Below are 17,951 nucleotides of genomic sequence, written 5' to 3'. Positions count from 1 at the left end.
CAGGGAGGGCCGGAACGTTGCAAACCTCAGTCGGGCTCGGGGAGGGACGGCGTCGGCAGCGCCAGCTTCTCGTCGGGCTTGGCGGCCAGTACGTCGTTCACGTACGAGCGGGCCGCTTCCATCGTGTCGATCTCGTGGCCGGCCTGCTCGGACAGGAACCAGCGGTGCTCGAGGACCTCGTGGAAGACCTCGGCGGGCTCGAGCTTGCGGTTCAAGTTGCGCGGGACCGAGCGGACGACCGGCTCGAAGACGTCGGTCAGCCACTGGTGGGCAACGATCTCCTCGTCCTCGTTCTGCTGGTCGGTGGCGGCGGCGAACGCGTCCAGGTCGTTGAGCAGTCGCCGTGCCTGGTTCTCCTCGACGTCCAGGCCGGTCAGCCGGAGCAGGCGGCGGGAGTGGTGGCCGGCGTCCACGACCTTCGGCTGGATCCGGACCTGGCTGCCGTCCCAGTCGGTGATGATGTCGATCTCGGCGACGTCGAAGCCGAGCTCGTTCAGCCGCCGGATCCGCGAGTCCAGCCGGTGCATCTCGTCGGTGGCGAACTCCTCCGGCGCGGTCAGCTCCGCCCACAGCGCCTCGTACCGCTTCTGGATCGACTCGACCGTCTCCTGCGGGTCGATCGACTCGTCGAGCAGACCGCCCTCCTGCAGGTCGAGCAGCTCACCGAACAGGTTGATCTCCGCGGTGTAGAGATCGTGCGCCCGCTGCCCGTCGGAGATGTCCTGGTGCAGCTCGCCGGTCTCGGCGTCGACCAGGTACGCCGCGAACGCGCCGGCGTCGCGCCGGAACAAGGTGTTCGAAAGCGAGCAGTCGCCCCAGAAGAACCCGAGCAGGTGCAGCCGCACGATCAGCGCGACCAGTGCGTCGATCAGCCGGTTGACCGTGTCGGGCCGGAGCGTGCTGGAGAACAGCGCGCGGTACGGCAGGGAGAACTGCAGGTGCCGGGTGATCAGGATCGAGTCGATCGGCTCGCCGTCGCGGTCGACCCGGTCGGTGATCACGCCGACGGGCTCGACGGACGGGGCCTCCAGGCGTTCGAGGTCGCGGAGCAGGCGGTACTCGTGCATCGCCAGGTGCTCGAGGACCTCCTTGATCGCGTACACCGTGCCGTTGACCCGGACGAAGCGGACCACGTGCCGGGAGATACCGCGCGGCAGCGCGACCAGTTGGTCCTCGGGCCAGTCCTCCAGCGGGACGTCCCAGGGGAGCGACAGCAGGCCGGTGTCCGGGCGGGTGGCGACGAATCGGGGCACGGCCAATAGTCTGTCAGGAATCCTGAGGGTTCAGCTGTCTACTTCCGTCCTTCCTCTCCTTCTCCTCCCGGCCGCGCGAGATTCCGCGCAAGCCGTTGCAAGAACTTGCGTGATAAGGCGTAGAGTTTGCGCCATGACACGACGACTTGCAGAGGTGGCGAAGAAGGTCGGCGTCAGCGAAGCCACCGTCAGCCGCGTCCTGAACGGGAAGCCCGGAGTCTCCGAGGCGACCCGGGAAGCGGTGCTCACCGCACTCGACGTCCTCGGGTACGAGCGTCCCACGCAACTGCGCGGTGATCGCGCCCGGCTCGTCGGTCTGGTCCTGCCGGAATTGCAGAACCCGATCTTCCCGGCGTTCGCCGAGGTCGTCGGCGGCGCGCTCGCGCAGCAAGGTTTCACGTCCTTGCTCTGCACCCGGACGGTCGGCGGGGTGTCCGAGGCCGACTACGTCGATCTGCTCCTGCAGCAACAGGTGTCCGGGGTGGTGTTCGCCGGCGGGTTCTACGCGCAGGCGGACGCGCCGCACCAGCACTACGAGCTGATCCAGGAGCGCAAGCTGCCGACCGTGCTGGTCAACGCGGCAGTGGACCACCTCGGCTTCCCGCAGGTGTCGTCGGACGACTACGTCGCCGCCGAGATGGCGATCGGGCACCTGCGGGCGCTCGGGCATCAGCGGATCGGGATGGTGCTCGGCCCGCGTGACCACATCCCGTCGCGGCGGAAGCTGGAGGCCTACCTGGCCGCGGACGAGGCCGATCCGAAGCTCGTCGAGCACACGATGTTCTCGCTCGAGGGTGGCCACGCCGCCGCGACCCGGCTGGTGAACTCCGGCGTCACCGGCATCGTCTGCGCCAGCGACATCCTCGCGCTCGGTGCGATCCGCGCCGTCCGCCGGGCCGGCCTGAGCGTCCCGGGCGAGGTGTCGGTGATCGGGTACGACGACTCCGCGATGATGAACTGCACCGACCCGCCGCTCACCACCGTCCGCCAGCCGATCGACGCGATGGGCCGCGCCGCCGTCGACATGCTGGTCGCCCTGATCGAGCGCGCCGTCGTACCGGCCGACGAGCTGCTCTTCGAGCCCGAACTCGTCGTCCGCGCCTCGACCGCGAGGGCCCGCATCTAGGGCGTGTCTCAGTACCCCGGCAGCCGCTGACCGATCTGGTCGGCGGCTGCTGTCGTTTGTCCTCCAGCAGGCAATCTCCCATGAGAAGTCACGTTTTTGCAATCTCAGATCGAAGTATTGCGATCATGCGTCCAGTTCCCTACGGTGTCCACACGATCCGAGGGAGAGGGTGGAAATGACGACAACGCGCCGCGGGCTCAGCCTGCTGCTGGTTGCGGGACTCGGGCTGGTGGCCGCGTCCTGCGGGTCGGACGACGGGAACAAACCGGCCGCCGGGGGAGCGTCGGACGGGCCGGTGACGATCACGGTCGGCTGCGAGCCGCCCAAGAGCAATCCGAAGGAGCGCGAGGCCTGGGAGGCGGACGTCGCGACGTTCCAGAAGGCGCACCCGAACATCACCGTCCAGGGCAAGGACGCGTTCCCCTGCATCAACCCCGACACGTTCCAGGCGAAGCTGGCCGGCGGGACGCAGGAGGATCTCTTCTACGTCTATTACACCGACGTCCGGAAGATCATCGAGAAGAAGCAGGCCGCCGACATCAGCCAGTACGTCGGCACCGTCGGCGCGGTCAAGGACCTGCGTCCGGACGTGATGGGCGTGTTCAAGGACGGCGACAAGACGTACGGCCTGCCGCGGAACAACTACAACATGGGCCTGGTCTACAACCGGAAGCTGTTCACCCAGGCCGGCCTCGACCCGGCCAGCCCGCCGAAGACGTGGGACGAGGTCCGCGAGGCGGCGAAGAAGATCGCGGCGCTCGGGCCCGGGTACGTCGGGTACGGCGAGTACTCCGCCGGGAACACCGGTGGCTGGCACTTCGCCGCCGAGCTGTACGCACGCGGCGGGTCGATGGTGAGCGACGACGGCAAGACCGCGGCGTTCAACAGCGACGAGGGCAAGGCCGTCCTGCAGAACCTTAAGCAGATGCGTTGGGACGACAACTCCATGGGCACGAAACAGCTGCTCCAGTGGGAGGACCTGATGCGGATGATGGGCGGCGGCAAGCTCGGGATGATGATCGGCGCACCGGACGTGGTGCAGTCGGTGAACAACGACTTCAAGGGCAAGTTCGAGGACTACGGCGTCACCGCCGTACCGGAGTCGGACGGGAAGTCGTCGCTGAGCGGTGGCGACGGGTACATGTTCAACCCGAAGGCGTCGCCGGAGAAGATCAAGGCGGGGCTGCAGTGGCTGGAGTTCCACGAGCTCACGCCGGGCAAGGGCCAGTTCGACTACGCCCGCTCGAAGGAGCAGGGTCGTCCGGTCGGTCTGCCGATCCCCGATCTCTACGGGACCAGTGCCCCAGGCAACGAGATCACCTCGCTGCGCAAGCAGTACGCGACGGTCCCGGTCGACAACTTCACGCCGTACGTCGCTGCCCAGGGCAACATCACCAACAAACTCGAGCCCCCCAAGGCCCAGGAGCTGTACGCCGTCCTCGACGTCGCGATGTCCGCCGTCCTCACCCGCAAGGACGCCGACATCAACAAACTCCTCAGCGACGCGGAGAGCAAAGCCAACAAGATCCTCGCGAAGAACACGTAATGACGGTGACCGAGGAGCAGGTCCGTCGTCCCCAAGCACTGGGATCGACGGACCCGCGAATCCCAGCTGGCCACGGCGCCCTGCGGCGAGCCTTCGGGCGGAACCTCACGGCGTACGGGTTCTTGTGTGCGGCGCTTGTCTGTTTTGCCTTGTTTTCCTGGTATCCGATGGTTCGGGAAGTTGTGCTGAGCTTTCAGCAGAACAACTTTGTGGATCCGGGGGTGTGGGTAGGGTTCGACAACTTCCGGACGGTGATCGCGGATCCGGCGTTCCGGTCCGCGTGGCTGAACACCGCGGCGTTCAGCGGGCTGGCGCTGGTGATCGGGTACGCCGTCCCGTTCGTACTGGCCGTTGTCCTGAACGAATTGAAGCACGCCAAGGCCTACCTGCGGTTCGTCGTGTACCTGCCGGTGATGCTTCCGCCGGCGGTCGCCGTACTGCTGTTCAAGTGGTTCTACGACCCGGGCGCCGGCTTGTTCAACCAGGCGCTCGACGTCGTGCACATCCCGCCGCTCAGCTGGCTGGATTCGACGAGTACGGCGCTGGTCAGTCTGGTGATCGTGTCGACGTGGATGAACCTCGGCACCGGCACGCTCATCTACCTCGCCGCGCTGCAGAGCATCCCCGGCGATCTGTACGAGTCCGCGGAGCTCGACGGCGCCGGGCTGTTCCGGCGGGTGTGGCACGTGACGGTCCCGCAGACCAAGCTGATCCTGCTGGTGATGCTGCTCCTGCAGGTCGTCGCGACGATGCAGGTCTTCATCGAGCCGTACCTGCTGACCGGCGGCGGCCCGGAGAACGCGACCGTGACGGTCGCCTACCTGATGTACCAGTACGCGTTCAACTTCGGCGACTTCGGCGGCGGCTCCGCCCTCGGGCTGATGCTGATGATCGTGCTGCTGGTCTTCTCGACGATCTACCTGCGTGTATCGCGCGAGGAGGATGCCCGATGAGGACGTTGGTCTCGCCGCTCGCGCTCCGCACCCCGCATGGCCGGATCATCTACTGGACGATCCTGACGGTGACGGTCGTCGGCTTCACCGGCGCGTTCGTGTTCCCGCTCTACTGGATGGTGACGGGCGCGCTGAAGTCCCCCGACGAGCTCGCGCAGATCCCACCCAGCTTCTTCCCGAAGCACTTCGACCTGCACGTGTACGCCGACGCGTGGGAGCAACTCCAGCTCGGCGTCTTCCTGAAGAACACCGTCCTGTACGCCGGTGGCGCGTGGCTGTTCACGCTCGCGGTCGACGTCAGCGCGGCGTACGCGTTGTCGAAGCTGCGCCCGGTCTTCGGCAAGCTGGTGCTCGGCGCGATGCTGGCGACGTTGATGATCCCGCCGATGGTGCTGCTGCTGCCGACGTACCTGGTCGCGAAGGACCTGCCGATCTTTCACGCCAATCTGCTGAACACTCCGTGGGCGATCTGGTTGCCGGCGGCCGCGAACGGGTTCTTCGTGTTCCTGCTGAAGCGGTTCTTCGACTCGATCCCGCGGGAGCTGCTGGAGGCCGCGGAGATCGACGGCGCCTCCCCGGCCCGGATCCTGTGGTCGATCGTGCTGCCGGTGTCGCGGCCGATCATCGGGGTGGTGTCGATCCTGTCGGTGGTGACGGTGTGGAAGGACTTCGTCTGGCCGCTCCTGGTCCTCCCGGAGACGGACAAGATGTCGATCAGCGTCGGCATCGCGTCCCTGTCCGCCCAGATGCCGCAGAACGTCCTCATCGCCTCCCTGGTCATCGCCAGCCTGCCCACCATCCTCGTGTTCTTCATCTTCCAGCGAAGCATCATGGCAGGCCTCACGGCCGGAAGCCTCAAAGGATAAGGAGATTTGATGGTCGACGAGTGGTGGCGTGGTGCTGCGATCTACCAGGTTTATTTGCGGAGTTTCGCTGATGGGAACGGGGACGGGGTTGGGGATCTGGCGGGGTTGCGGGGGAAGCTGGGGTATTTGAGTGAGCTGGGTGTGGATGCGATCTGGTTGAACCCCTGGTATCCGTCGCCGATGGCTGATGGTGGGTACGACGTCGCTGACTATCGGGCGATCGACCCGGCGTTCGGGACGTTGGCGGAGGCTGAGGCGTATATCGCGGAGGCGCACGCACTGAACATCCGCACGATCATCGACATCGTGCCGAACCACGGCTCCGACCGGCAGGAATGGTTCGTGCAAGCGGTCGCCGCCGGCCCGGGGTCGCCCGAGCGCGAGCACTTCGTCTTCAGGCCGGGGCGCGGTGACCAACCGCCCAACGACTGGCAGTCGATCTTCAACGGGCCCGCGTGGACCCAGGTCGAGGACGGTGAGTGGTACTTGCACCTGTTTGCGCCCGAACAGCCCGACTTCAACTGGCGGAACCCGGAGGTTGTCGAGGAATTCCACGACATCCTCAGGTTCTGGCTCGACCGTGGTGTCGACGGCATCCGGATCGACAGCGCCGCCGTACTGTTCAAGGACCTGGACAGCGTCGAGGAGTCGTACACCGACCACGACGAAGTACACGAGGTCTATCGCGGCTGGCGGCATATCACCGACTCGTACGACGACCGGTTCCTGGTCGGTGAGATGTGGATGCCGGACCAGGAACGCTTCGCGCTGTACCTGCGGCCGGACGAGATGCAGACCGCGTTCAACTTCGACTTCCTGTCGCGCCCGTGGGAAGCCGACGAGCTCAAGGCGTCCATCGACCTCACCCTCTCCACCCACGTGCCGATCGGCGCCCCGCCGACCTGGGTCCTGTCGAACCACGACGTCACCCGCCCGGTCACGAAGTACGGCCGCCCCGACACGTCGTTCTCGCACCAGGACCGCAAGCACGGAATGCAGACCGACCTGGTTCTCGGCGAACGCCGCGCCCGCGCCGCCGCGCTGCTCGCTATGGCGCTGCCCGGCAGCCTCTACGTCTACCAGGGCGAGGAACTCGGCCTCCCCGAGGTCGAGGACCTTCCCGACGAGCTGCTCCAGGACCCGATCTTCATCCGTTCCAAGGGAACCGACCGCGGCCGGGATGGTTGCCGTGTGCCCCTACCGTGGACCGGTAAGGAACCACCCTTCGGATTCGGCGACGGTACGCCGTGGCTCCCGCAACCGACCGACTGGAAGAACCTGACGGTCGAATCCCAGCAGCACGACCAGAACTCGATGCTCGCCCTGTACCGGACCGGACTACGGCTTCGGCGTGAGCTGCTGGGCGACGGAACGCTGACCTGGGTGGACTCGCCTGCCGACGTATTGGTCTTCCAGCGCGAAACCCTCACTTGCATCACCAACCTGAGCGACTCGCCGATCGAGCTGCCGTCGCACGAGGAGGTGCTGCTGAGCAGCGTCCCCGTCGACGACGGCAGGCTTCCGACCGACGCGACCGCCTGGATCAGGTGAGTGAACGGAATCGGCGCAACCGCAGGCTGTTCGACACCACGAAGACCGAGCTGAAGGCCATCGCGGCGCCGGCGAGCATGGGGTTCAGCAAGCCGGCGGCGGCGAGCGGCAGGGCCAGGACGTTGTAGGCGAAGGCCCAGAACAGGTTGCCCTTGATCGTGCGCAACGTACTGCGGGACAGCCGAATGGCGTCCACAGCCGCCCGCAAATCGCCGCGTACCAACGTCAGGTCGCTTGCTTCGATCGCCACGTCGGTGCCGGTGCCCATGCTCAGGCCGAGATCGGCCTGAGCGAGGGCGGCCGCGTCGTTGACGCCGTCACCGATCATCGCGACCACGCGCCCCTCGTCCTGCAGCTTCTTCACCACATCGACCTTGCCGGCCGGCAGTACCTCGGCGATCACCTCGTCGATACCGACCTCGCCGGCGACCTTCGACGCAACCGCTTCGTTGTCTCCGGTCAGCAGCACCGGCCGGAGCCCGAGCTCCCGAAGCTCCCGGATCGCCTGCACCGACGTCGGTTTCACCGTGTCCGCAACAACCAGCACAGCCCGCGCAACCCCGTCCCAGCCGACCGCAACCGCCGTACTGCCTTCTGCCTCAGCATGCTCCTTCGCATGCGCGAGCTCGTCAGGCAGGTGCTGGCTCCACTCCTCCAGCAACCGCGTCCGCCCGACGAGGACGGCGTGTCCGTCGACGATCCCTTGCACCCCGAGACCTTCGACGTTCCCGAAGTCCTCGACCTCGGGCAGTTTCCCGGCGGCCGATGCGGCGCGGGCGACGGCCTGCGCGATCGGATGCTCGGACGAGTGCTCCAGCGCGCCGGCCAACCGCAGTACCTCGGCCCGGTCCTGACCGGGAGCCAGCAGTACGTCGACCAGCTCCATCCGGCCCGTGGTGACGGTGCCCGTCTTGTCCAGTACGACGGTGTCGACGCGCCGCGTGGACTCCAGCACCTCCGGGCCCTTGATCAGGATGCCCAGCTGCGCGCCGCGGCCGGTCCCGACCATCAACGCGGTCGGTGTGGCCAGCCCCAACGCACACGGGCAGGCGATGATCAGTACGGCGACCGCCGCCATGAACGCGACCTCCACCGGCGAACCGTTGCCCAGCCAGAAGCCGAGCGTGGCCAGCGCAAGCCCGATCACGATCGGCACGAAGATCCCGGACACCTTGTCGGCAAGGCGTTGTACGGCGGCCTTCCCGTTTTGTGCGTCCTCGACCAGCCGCGCCATCTGCGCCAGCTGAGTATCCGCACCGACGCGCACAGCCCGTACGACGAGCCGGCCGCCCGCATTGATGGTCGCACCAACGACTGCGTCACCAGTGCCGACCTCGACCGGCACGGACTCACCGGTCAGCATCGACGCGTCGACCGCGCTGCTCCCGGTCACGATCACACCGTCGGTCGCGATCTTCTCGCCCGGCCGGACGACGAACTCGTCACCCACGACCAGTTGATCGGCTGGGATCCGGGTCTCCGTACCGTTCCGCAGTACGGCGACGTCCTTCGCGCCGAGCTCCAGCAGAGCGCGCAAGGCGGCGCCGGAGCGACGCTTGGCGCGCGCCTCGAAGTACCGCCCGGACAGGATGAACACGGTGACGGCGGTCGCCACCTCGAGGTAGATCTCCTCGGCCCCGCTGCCCCGGGACGGGATCAGCGTGAACGGCATCTTCATCCCGGGCTCTCCCGCGCTGCCCAGGAAGAGTGCGTACAGCGACCAGAGGAACGAGCTCACCACGCCCAGCGAGATGAGCGTGTCCATCGTCGTGGCGGCGTGCCGCAGGTTCGTCCAGGCTGCCTTGTGGAACGGCCAGGCCGCCCACGTCACCACCGGGAACGCCAGCGTCAGCGACGCCCACTGCCACGAGTCGAACTGCAGCGCGGGGATCATCCCGAACGCGACCACCGGCACCGTGAGCGCGATGCTCGCGATCAGCCGGTCCCGCAGGGGCTTCAGCTCATCAGGCTCCTCGGCATCCGCGGCGACGGCCGGTGTCGGCAGGGCCGCCGTGTAGCCGGTCTTCTCGACCGTGGCGACCAGGTCGTCGGTCGAGACGCCCTCGGGGTACGACACCTTCGCCTTCTCGGTGGCGTAGTTGACGGTCGCCGTGACGCCGTCCATCCGGTTCAGCTTCTTCTCGACGCGGGCGGCGCAGGAGGCGCACGTCATCCCGCCGATGATGAGCTCAACGGACTGGTTGCTCATGTTCGTGTGCCTCCTCCTCGTGCGTCGGTACCGCGGTCGGCGGCACGATCGTCGTACCGGTCGAGCTGACCTTCACCGTGAACTCCGCGGTGTGCACCGCGCCCGCGTGCTGGAAGTCCAGGAACAGGCTGTACGTGCCCGCGGTCGGGAAGGTCGTCATGAAGTCGATCGACGGCCCGCCCTTCATCCCCGGATCGGCGTGCTGCGCCGGATGGTTGTGCAGGTAGGCCAGGTCGCCGCTGCGCAGCGAGACCAGGTGCCCGAAGGCGCCCAGGTACGGCTGCAGATCGGTGACCGGCTTGCCGTCCTTGCTGACCGTGAACGCGAGCTGGGACTCCTTGCCCGCGACCGGCGTGCCGGCCAGCGTCACGTCGTACCCGTCGATGCTGTTGACGGCGGCCGGGTCGTTCAGCGGGACCGGGACATACAGGCCGGTGACGTTGACGTCCGTGCCGAGGGTGATGTTCCTGTCCAGTCCGGCCGGCTGGAAGTCGGCGTACATCCGCCACGTCCCGCCAGCGGTGAACGTGAACGGGATGCTCCACGTCCCGTCGGCGGCCAGTGTCGGATGCACATGGTGGAACCCGGACAGATCCCGCCGGACCACGATCAGATGCAGGTCCTTCTCATGCGTCTTGGTGTACTTCGTGACCGGCTTGCCGTCCGGGCCCTTGATGGTGAAACGCAGTCCGGTCTTCGCGCCGGCGGTGAAGAACGTCGTCGCCGGTGCGAACGTGTACCCGGCGTCGGACACCGCCAGCCCCGGCAGTTGCCCGCCGGCGTCGTGGCCGCCCATCTCGCCCATGCCCATCTCCTGCGACTGCGAAGGTGTGTCGGCCGCCGCGATCGGGTCGACCGCGGAGCCGATGCCGTACGCCGCCCCGAAGGCGAGCGCAATCGCACCGGCGAACGCGCCGAGCCGGAGCGCAGCGGCCCGGCTCACGACGCGGCCAGTTCGTAGCCCGCCTCGTCGACAGCCTCGCGAACGGCGGACTCGTCGAGCGCGGACTCACTCGTCACGTGCACCGCGGAGGTGCCGCCGGCAACGAGGTCGATCTTCACGTCCTGCACACCGACGAGCTTGCTGAGCTCCTCGGTGACGGCGGACGTGCAGTGGGCGCAGGTCATGCCGGCAACGGAGTACGTGGTGGTGGTCATATGAGTGCTCCTTCAGCGACTGGCTGGTGATCAGCCAGGGATTCAGTGACAGGTTGGTGATCAGCTACGAACGAGGCGGGCGATCGCGTCGGAGGCCTCGCGAACCTTCTCCTCGGCCTCGGGACCGCCCTTCTGCGCGGCCTCGACCACGCAGTGTGAGAGGTGCTCGTCGAGCAGCTCCAGCGAGAACGACTGCAACGCCTTGGTGGCCGCCGACACCTGGGTCAGGATGTCGATGCAGTACTTGTCCTCCTCGACCATCCGCTGCAGGCCGCGAATCTGCCCCTCGATCCGACGCAGCCGCTTCAGGTGGCTGGTCTTCTCGGCGGTATATCCGTGTACGTGTTGGTCGGTCATCTCAAGCTCCTCAGCTACCCCTCGGGGGTATGTCGACACCTAAAAAGTACCCCCTCCGGGTATCAGAGGCAAGTCTTGCGCCGATACCCGAAGGGGGTATTTGTGATCAGGTGCCGTCCGGCTGCCGCCGGCGTTGTTTGCGGCCGCCAGGGTGGCGAGCTGCCGCCCGCGGTCGTGGTATGCGGAGACGAGACGTTGTGACTGGGGACCTGTAATAGCAGGTACCCGGTTACCTGTTCAGGTCTCCGGTTCGCCGCCGCCGTCGTCGTACCGCGCCGAGCAGGACGATCCCGAGCGTGAGTACGGCGGCGGCCCCGCCGATCGCGAGCCCGCGCCGCAGCCCTGGGGGCACGAAACTGCAGTCGATCCGATCCGCCGTGCCGGTCAGCGGTACGGCGATCAGTCCGCCGTAGTCGCGCGGGACCTGCGCCTTGCCGCCGCCCACCGAGCACATCCAGCCGTCGATCTTCGGTACGGCGACGACTGCGTACCCCGTGCTGCCCGGACGCAGGGTCGCGTGCAGGGAATGGCCGCCGGCCTCCACGTCGGTCGCGCCGCTCATCCGCAGCCGTCGGACCGCTTTGGCCAGCGCCTGCTGGTCGAGGCAGCCGATGGCGTTGGCCGGCGAGATGCCCTGCGGAGCGTCGCCGAAGTCGAGCTCGATCAGCACGACGCCGGTCTTGGGGACCGTGCCGAGGCTGATCATCGCGCTGCTCGTGTTGATCCCTGGCCGCCGCGTCGCGTTCAGGGCGTGCCACTGCCCGTCGGCGAGCCGGGCCCGGCCGCCGACCCGCGGCATGAACAGGTACGCCGATGTACCGGGCGTGCACGCTGCGACGAGCTTGACGTCACCGGTCGCGAACCGCGTGCCCTTGTACTTCGGGACCTCGTACACCGTGCTCCCGAGCAACCGCTCCTGGATCGCGTACGCGTTCGGGGCATTCGTGTCGACAGCTGTCTCCGCGCCGAGCCGCCGCCGCACCGTGACGAGCGGCGGGGCATCGGACCGGGTGATGCTCGGTGCGCCGTCGGCGACGAGCCGCATCCGGGCGCCGACCGAGAAGATCGCGTCGGTCACCGGGTTGTCGAGGGAGTGCGACGCGCGGCCGTACCCGGACCAGCCGAAACCGAGGCTGGTCAGCATCTCGTTGACCGAGTGCGGAAGCAGGCTGCTGTACAGCCCGGCGCCCTGCCCGCCGAGCAGCATCGGATCGTTCGGCGTGATCGACGTCCCCGGGTCGGTGCGGTACCGCGGCCACTGGCCGGCCGCCTGAAGCGCGTCGTACCGGGCTGTCTGCTTCTCGTCCCACGCCGCGGCCGAGGTACTGAGCACCCGCGCGCGCCGCTCGTCGGTGATCACCGCGGTCCAGGTGGTCTCCACCGCCACGACCACCAGCAGTACGGCGAATGCTGCCGCCACCGGCCACTTGACCCGCCGCGTCCTCGGGATCCGGCGCAACACCCAAATGGTGCCGAACGCAACCACTGTCACGGCCGCGGACCCGATCAGCACGGGCATCCAGTGCTCGGTCAGAAGCGGGCTGCCGTCGGACAGCACGGTGATCACCACCAGCAGGGCAGCCGCGCCCAGCAGGGCGATCGGGCCGGGCAGCTTGTGCGCGACCGAGACCCACGCGATCACCACGATGACGCCGCAGAGCACGAATGCCTCGCGGTACTGGCTGCCGTTCGGGGTGTCGAACGCGTGCCAGAACTTCTGCGTGGGCGGCCATCGGAACGACAGCGCGACCAGGACGGTCGTGATCACCCACACGGTCTTCGTCCGCCACGGCACGAACTTGTTGAACGGCATCGTCAGCGCGAGCAGGAGGGCCGCCGTGCCGACGTACAGGCTGGCGGTCCGGCCGACGCCCTCGCTCAGCGGCAGCAGCCGGGACAGGAAGATGTCCAGCGCGGACGGGTGGAAGATCCCGGACGGAGACGGCGTTGCGGCGCGGTTCGTGGTGATGATCGGTAGCAGGATGGGCGCGACCAAGGCCATGCCGAGCACGAACGAGATGCCGTGCCGCACGATCGCCCGCAGCCGCAGCGACCAGCTGAGGTCGCTGGTCAGCACTCGGGCGAGCAGGTAGATCCCACCCGCGATCGTTGCCATGTAGGCGGTGTAGAAGTTGGACAGCCAGAACAGGCCGACCACCAGCACACTGAGCAGCCGGTTGGTACGGCGCAGTGACCACTCGGCGACGAGGAAGAACATCGGCACCGCGATCAGGCCGTCCAGCCACATCGGCACGTACGACCCGTCGTCGAGCGCCCAGCCGCAGACGCCGTACGAGACGCCGAGCATCGCTGCAACCCAACGGGGGCCCGGACGCATCTTCATCAGTAGGGTCGCCATCGCGGCCGCGGCCAGGCTCAGCTTCAGGGTGGTGATGACGTAGACGGCCAGGTCGATCCGGTCGCGGGGGAACAGACCTACCAGCAGGGACAATGGGCTGCCGAGGTCCACACCGAGGTCGGCCAGGAAGCCGACCCCGAACGCGCTCTGCCAGTTGAACAGCAGGTCGCCCTGGGCCCGGCCGTGCAGGACGTCCCACAGGTGGGCGAAGAAGGGGATGTACTGCGTGCCAAGATCGTTGGTACTGCGCGACAGCGAACCGAAGGGATAGGTACCGCGGATGATGCCGGAGGCGGCGAACACCGCCGCCACCAGGACGAAGGCGACGACGGCGGGCAACAGTGCCGAGCGTCGCCGCTGCGCTCCTGGTGAATCGCCGTCCTCGGAAGCCACCGACCGTCCCCCTGCCCTTCCCGGATGTTGCGCATGAGCCCGATAACGCGCCTGAGCCTAGTGGTGCCGTGTTACAACGAGGTCGAGGTGGTCAGCCGTTTCCACGAGGCGCTCAGCCGTGAACTGACCGCCTCCGGCCGGCCGTACGAGGTCGTGTACGTCGACGACGGCAGCAGTGATGGGACGCTCGAGGCCCTGATCGGGTTGGCAGCCACCGACGACACGGTCCGCTATCTGTCCTTCAGCCGCAACTTCGGCAAGGAATCCGCGATGCTGGCCGGCCTGCGGTACGCCACCGGCGACGCGGTCGTCATCATGGACGCGGACCTGCAGCACCCGCCGGAGCTGATCGGCCGGATGCTGTCGGAGTACGAGCGCGGTTTCGACCAGGTCATCGCCCGGCGGAACCGCACCGGCGACCCGGCCACCCGGACCCTGGCCGCGCGGGCGTACTACTGGCTGATCAACAAGTGGGCCGACGTCGAACTGATGGACGGGGTCGGTGACTTCCGGCTGTTGTCGCGGCGCGCGGTCGACGGCCTGCTCGAGCTGCCCGAGTACAACCGGTTCTCCAAGGGATTGTTCGCCTGGATCGGGTTCGAGTCGATCCTGTTCGAGTACGACAACGTCAAGCCGCCGCCGGACCGCAAGAGCCGCTGGACGTTCCGCCGGCTGCTGGAGTATGGGCTCGACGGGCTGCTGTCGTTCAACAACAAACCGCTCCGGATGGCGATCTACGTCGGCCTGCTGCTGACCGCGGTCGCCGCCGGGTACGCGGTCTGGGTGCTCGTCGCCGCGATCCTGCACGGGGTCGACATGCCGGGGTACGTCACGCTGATCGCGGCGATCACCGGGCTCGGCGGGCTGCAGATGGTGATGCTCGGCGTGATCGGCGAGTACATCGGCCGGATCTACTACGAGACCAAGAAGCGCCCGCACTACCTGCTCAAGCAGACCAACATGGACCCGGCGGACCGGCTGGAAAAGCCACCGGCCCCCGGTGGAAGAACCACCAGGGGCCGGTAGAAACCGCTACTGCGGACGAGATCAGGCGGTCAGCCGCTCGTCGGTGGAGGTGGAGAACAGGTGCAGCTTCTCCGGCACCGCCGCCAGGCGAATCGTGGAGCCCTTCTCGACCGGCATGCGGGCGTCGATGCGGGCGACGATCTGCTGGTGCTCTTCACCGTGCTCCGCGGTGCCGTACAGGTACGCGTCGGCGCCGAGCTCCTCGACCACGGCGACCTTCACCGGCAGGCCCTCGTCGGCGACCTTGAAGGCCTCCGGGCGAACGCCTACGGTCAGGGTCTTGTCGCTGCCGGCCTTGGCCAGCACCGCGCGGTCGATCGGGATGGTGTAGTCGCCGAGCCTGGCGCCACCATCGGTGATGTCCGCGGTGAGCAGGTTCATCGCCGGCGAGCCGATGAAGCCCGCGACGAACTTGTTCTTCGGGTTGTCGTACAGGTTCAGCGGGGTGTCGACCTGCTGGAGCAGACCGTCCTTCAGAACGGCCACCCGGTCGCCCATCGTCATGGCCTCGACCTGGTCGTGCGTGACGTAGACGGTCGTGACACCGAGACGCTGCTGCAGCTCGGCGATCTGCGTACGGGTCTGGACCCGCAGCTTGGCGTCGAGGTTCGACAGCGGCTCGTCCATCAGGAACACCTGCGGGTTACGCACGATCGCGCGGCCCATGGCGACACGCTGACGCTGACCACCGGAGAGGGCCTTCGGCTTGCGCTCGAGGTACTCCTCCAGGCCGAGCAGCTTGGCGGCCTCCATCACGCGCTTGGCGCGGTCCTCCTTGGACACGCCCTGCATCTTCAGCGCGAAGCCCATGTTGTCGGCGACCGACATGTGCGGGTAAAGAGCGTAGTTCTGGAACACCATCGCGATGTCCCGCTCCTTCGGCGGACGGTGCGTGACGTCGCGGTCGCCGATGTAGATGGAGCCCTCGTTGACCTCTTCGAGGCCGGCGAGCATCCGCAGCGAGGTGGACTTGCCACAACCCGACGGGCCGACGAGCACCATGAACTCGCCGTCCTCGATCTCGAGGTTGAGCTTGTCGACAGCGGGGGTGTCGCCGCCCGGGTAGATCCGGGTTGCGGACTTGAACGAAACAGTAGCCATGACGATTTCTTCCCTTCACCGGCAGGAACGTGCCGGACGATCCGAGTAAAGGCCCCCCAAGCCGGGGGAGTGCGCCTATCCTCACCTGGCGCGCTCGTCCTGACAAGGTATGCGGCGTGTGACGTGTCCGTTCTGTTCACGTTGTGGACATCTGTGTGCATAAAACGCCTCACCCCGGGCGGCGTTCTGCAAGTTCTTGCAGGATCTTGCTGAAATGTCAGGCGTGGGCTGGGTACAGTGCCGGGCGTGAGTAGCAGAGCGCGGCTGGCGGACATCGCGGCCAAGGCGGGGGTCAGTGAGGCGACGGTCTCACGGGTGCTGAACGGCAAGCCGGGGGTCGCGGAGGACACGAAACAGTCCGTGCTGACGGCGCTCGACGTACTGGGGTTCGAGCGGCCGACCCGGTTGCGGCGGCGGTCGGCGGGGCTGATCGGGCTGGTGATGCCGGAGCTGATCAACCCGATCTTCCCGGCGTTCGCGCAGGTGATCGAGTCGGCCCTGTCGCAGCGCGGCTTCACGCCGGTGCTGTGTACACAGTCCCCGTCCGGCGCGACGGAGGAGGAGTACGTCGAGATGCTGCTCGAGCGCGGCGTCTCCGGCATCATCTTCGTCTCCGGCCTGCACGCCGACACCGGCGCGGATCACGCCCGGTACCAGGCGCTGGTGGAGCGGCGGCTGCCGGTGGTGTTCGTGAACGGCTGGCTGCCGTCGGTCGAGGCGCCGTTCGTGTCGTCGGACGAGTACGCCGCGATGGAGCTGGCGGTCACCCATCTGGTCGCCCTCGGCCACCGGCGGATCGGGTTCGCGTCCGGGCCGGAGCGGTTCATCGTCGTACAGCGGAAACTGGCCGGCTACCGGACCTCGATGAAGGCGCAGCTGGCGGTGTCGGACGAGGACCTCGACCCGGTGGTCGCGCTGAGCATGTTCGGCGTCGAGGGCGGCGAGGCGGCCGGCCGGCAGTTGCTCGACGCCGGGGTCACGGCGGTGGTGTGCGGCTCCGACATGATGGCGCTCGGCGTCATCCGCGCGGCCCGCCAGCGCGGCCTCGCCGTACCCGGCGACATCTCGGTGGTCGGGTACGACGACGCCCCGATGATGGAGTTCACCGACCCGCCGATGACGACCATCCGCCAGCCGGTCCACGCGATGGGCCTCGCCGCGGTCCAGTCGTTGCTGGAAGAGGTCCGCGGCCACACCACGCCCCACACCGAGTTCTTGTTCCGGCCCGAGTTGGTGGTTCGCGCCTCCACCGGACCCGCCCGCTGAGAAGGGCTCCGGCCCGGGAACCGTCCCCTGCCGGGCGGCTCCGGGCCGGAGGTTCGGGGTTACTTGGAGATGTGGAAGGCGGCCTTGCCTGCTGCAGCGGCGAAGCCGTTGGCCCACAGGGAGTTGACGGTGGAGCGCTCGGTGGCGTCCGGGTAGGGGTTGGTGCAGGACGGGCCGGGGCCGCCACCGGACATCAGCTCGGAGCACGGACCGGAGTAGTGGTCGGGCAGGCCGAGCACGTGGCCGGTCTCGTGGGCGACGATGCGGGTCTTGTCGTACTGCTGGGACTGGGCGTAGTCGATGAAGACGTAGCCGCTGCCGTGGCCGTCGGTGGAGGCGTACGAACCGCGGGGGTCGTTGCCCTCGGTGTAGTAGAAGTCGTAGTTGCTGCCCTCGACGAGCTGCACGTTGCTGACGCTGGAGTTCCAGATCGACGAGCTGGACGCGATCTGGGACGCGAACGTCGGCGCGTCGACGGCGTACGTGACGGTGACCGAGGTGACCTTCTGGCCGGCCTTGGCCTGCTTGGCCATCTTGGCGCGGGCGGACTTCATCACGGCGTCGTAGAACGCCTTGGTGGCGGCTTCGTCCTGCGGCGAGCCGACGTACGCCGCGCGGGTGGCGGCGGTGGAGACGTGCGAGTCGGTGGCCGGCGCGGCAGTCGAGGGGGACGCTGCCAACGCGGGGACAGCCAGTGCCGCGGCGGCAAGCCCCGCGAGACTGGTCAGGATACGGCGATGCGACATGGAGGGCCTCACTCCGGATCGGTGGCGGATAGCGACGGGCG

The 17,951-nt window shown here is 67.7% G+C and carries 15 protein-coding genes; 7 read left to right on the top strand and 8 right to left on the bottom strand.

Annotation, left to right across the window (positions count from 1 at the left end; all coding sequences use genetic code 11):
* Window positions 1-26: 26 nt before the first annotated feature.
* Window positions 27-1,274, bottom strand: a complete 1,248-nt coding sequence (locus tag ACIA58_RS32135; RefSeq protein WP_396407839.1) for a DUF4032 domain-containing protein — start codon at window positions 1,272-1,274, stop codon at window positions 27-29.
* A 112-nt stretch (window positions 1,275-1,386) separates the two neighbouring features.
* Between ACIA58_RS32135 and ACIA58_RS32130 the strand changes: the two genes are divergently transcribed.
* From ACIA58_RS32130 to ACIA58_RS32110, 5 genes are all read left to right on the top strand, one after another.
* Window positions 1,387-2,379: a LacI family DNA-binding transcriptional regulator gene (locus ACIA58_RS32130; protein ID WP_396407564.1), complete on the top strand. Its 993-nt coding sequence runs from the start codon at window positions 1,387-1,389 to the stop codon at window positions 2,377-2,379.
* Between the two features lie 175 nt (window positions 2,380-2,554).
* A complete protein-coding gene (locus ACIA58_RS32125) occupies window positions 2,555-3,925 on the top strand; it encodes an ABC transporter substrate-binding protein (protein ID WP_396407563.1) in 1,371 nt (456 codons plus the stop codon).
* 167 nt (window positions 3,926-4,092) lie between these two features.
* Window positions 4,093-4,878 (top strand): carbohydrate ABC transporter permease, encoded by a 786-nt coding sequence (locus ACIA58_RS32120; protein WP_396407562.1) that lies wholly within the window; start codon window positions 4,093-4,095, stop codon window positions 4,876-4,878.
* Window positions 4,875-5,744 (top strand): carbohydrate ABC transporter permease, encoded by an 870-nt coding sequence (locus tag ACIA58_RS32115; protein WP_396407561.1) that lies wholly within the window; start codon window positions 4,875-4,877, stop codon window positions 5,742-5,744. The genes ACIA58_RS32120 and ACIA58_RS32115 overlap by 4 nt, the downstream gene beginning before the upstream one ends.
* 9 nt (window positions 5,745-5,753) lie before the next feature.
* On the top strand, window positions 5,754-7,295 hold the full coding sequence (locus ACIA58_RS32110; protein WP_396407560.1) for a glycoside hydrolase family 13 protein: 1,542 nt from the start codon (window positions 5,754-5,756) through the stop codon (window positions 7,293-7,295).
* Here the strand turns inward: ACIA58_RS32110 and ACIA58_RS32105 are convergent.
* From ACIA58_RS32105 to ACIA58_RS32085, 5 genes are all read right to left on the bottom strand, one after another.
* Window positions 7,288-9,504, bottom strand: coding sequence for a heavy metal translocating P-type ATPase (locus tag ACIA58_RS32105; RefSeq protein ID WP_396407559.1), 2,217 nt, complete (start codon window positions 9,502-9,504; stop codon window positions 7,288-7,290). The two genes, ACIA58_RS32110 and ACIA58_RS32105, sit on opposite strands and share 8 nt — an antisense overlap.
* On the bottom strand, window positions 9,485-10,447 hold the full coding sequence (locus ACIA58_RS32100; protein ID WP_396407558.1) for a hypothetical protein: 963 nt from the start codon (window positions 10,445-10,447) through the stop codon (window positions 9,485-9,487). The genes ACIA58_RS32105 and ACIA58_RS32100 overlap by 20 nt, the downstream gene beginning before the upstream one ends.
* The gene (locus ACIA58_RS32095; RefSeq protein WP_396407557.1) at window positions 10,444-10,662 is read right to left on the bottom strand and encodes a heavy-metal-associated domain-containing protein; all 219 of its coding nucleotides are present in this window, start codon (window positions 10,660-10,662) and stop codon (window positions 10,444-10,446) included. Before ACIA58_RS32095 ends, ACIA58_RS32100 begins: the two co-directional genes overlap by 4 nt.
* A gap of 60 nt (window positions 10,663-10,722) precedes the next feature.
* Window positions 10,723-11,019, bottom strand: a complete 297-nt coding sequence (locus ACIA58_RS32090; protein WP_396407556.1) for a metal-sensitive transcriptional regulator — start codon at window positions 11,017-11,019, stop codon at window positions 10,723-10,725.
* A gap of 229 nt (window positions 11,020-11,248) precedes the next feature.
* Window positions 11,249-13,771 carry a YfhO family protein gene (locus ACIA58_RS32085; RefSeq protein ID WP_396407555.1) on the bottom strand — a complete coding sequence of 841 codons (2,523 nt, stop codon included), beginning with the start codon at window positions 13,769-13,771 and terminating at the stop codon, window positions 11,249-11,251.
* Between the two features lie 33 nt (window positions 13,772-13,804).
* Between ACIA58_RS32085 and ACIA58_RS32080 the strand changes: the two genes are divergently transcribed.
* Complete coding sequence (locus ACIA58_RS32080; RefSeq protein ID WP_396407554.1) at window positions 13,805-14,797, top strand: glycosyltransferase family 2 protein; 993 nt, start codon at window positions 13,805-13,807, stop codon at window positions 14,795-14,797.
* A 21-nt stretch (window positions 14,798-14,818) separates the two neighbouring features.
* Here the strand turns inward: ACIA58_RS32080 and ACIA58_RS32075 are convergent, their stop codons facing one another.
* Window positions 14,819-15,898: an ABC transporter ATP-binding protein gene (locus ACIA58_RS32075; RefSeq protein WP_396407553.1), complete on the bottom strand. Its 1,080-nt coding sequence runs from the start codon at window positions 15,896-15,898 to the stop codon at window positions 14,819-14,821.
* A gap of 246 nt (window positions 15,899-16,144) precedes the next feature.
* Between ACIA58_RS32075 and ACIA58_RS32070 the strand changes: the two genes are divergently transcribed.
* Window positions 16,145-17,164 carry a LacI family DNA-binding transcriptional regulator gene (locus tag ACIA58_RS32070; RefSeq protein ID WP_396407552.1) on the top strand — a complete coding sequence of 340 codons (1,020 nt, stop codon included), beginning with the start codon at window positions 16,145-16,147 and terminating at the stop codon, window positions 17,162-17,164.
* Window positions 17,165-17,223: 59 nt separating this feature from the next.
* Here the strand turns inward: ACIA58_RS32070 and snpA are convergent, their stop codons facing one another.
* The gene (snpA, locus tag ACIA58_RS32065) at window positions 17,224-17,910 is read right to left on the bottom strand and encodes a snapalysin (RefSeq protein WP_396407551.1); all 687 of its coding nucleotides are present in this window, start codon (window positions 17,908-17,910) and stop codon (window positions 17,224-17,226) included.
* Between the last annotated feature and the right edge of the window lie 41 nt (window positions 17,911-17,951).

The organism is Kribbella sp. NPDC051586 (assembly GCF_044453965.1).
Lineage (GTDB): Bacteria > Actinomycetota > Actinomycetes > Propionibacteriales > Kribbellaceae > Kribbella.
This window is presented reverse-complemented; position numbering and strand designations above follow the sequence as displayed.

Bases quoted from the DNA above. Each gene is read 5' to 3' on its own strand.
- ACIA58_RS32130 (WP_396407564.1), top strand. From the start codon at position 1,387: ATGACACGACGACTTGCAGAGGTGGCGAAGAAGGTCGGCGTCAGCGAA.
- ACIA58_RS32125 (WP_396407563.1), top strand. From the start codon at position 2,555: ATGACGACAACGCGCCGCGGGCTCAGCCTGCTGCTGGTTGCGGGACTC.
- ACIA58_RS32120 (WP_396407562.1), top strand. From the start codon at position 4,093: ATGGTTCGGGAAGTTGTGCTGAGCTTTCAGCAGAACAACTTTGTGGAT.
- ACIA58_RS32115 (WP_396407561.1), top strand. From the start codon at position 4,875: ATGAGGACGTTGGTCTCGCCGCTCGCGCTCCGCACCCCGCATGGCCGG.
- ACIA58_RS32110 (WP_396407560.1), top strand. From the start codon at position 5,754: ATGGTCGACGAGTGGTGGCGTGGTGCTGCGATCTACCAGGTTTATTTG.
- ACIA58_RS32105 (WP_396407559.1), bottom strand. From the start codon at position 9,504: ATGAGCAACCAGTCCGTTGAGCTCATCATCGGCGGGATGACGTGCGCC.
- ACIA58_RS32095 (WP_396407557.1), bottom strand. From the start codon at position 10,662: ATGACCACCACCACGTACTCCGTTGCCGGCATGACCTGCGCCCACTGC.
- ACIA58_RS32090 (WP_396407556.1), bottom strand. From the start codon at position 11,019: ATGACCGACCAACACGTACACGGATATACCGCCGAGAAGACCAGCCAC.
- ACIA58_RS32080 (WP_396407554.1), top strand. From the start codon at position 13,805: ATGAGCCCGATAACGCGCCTGAGCCTAGTGGTGCCGTGTTACAACGAG.
- ACIA58_RS32075 (WP_396407553.1), bottom strand. From the start codon at position 15,898: ATGGCTACTGTTTCGTTCAAGTCCGCAACCCGGATCTACCCGGGCGGC.
- snpA (WP_396407551.1), bottom strand. From the start codon at position 17,910: ATGTCGCATCGCCGTATCCTGACCAGTCTCGCGGGGCTTGCCGCCGCG.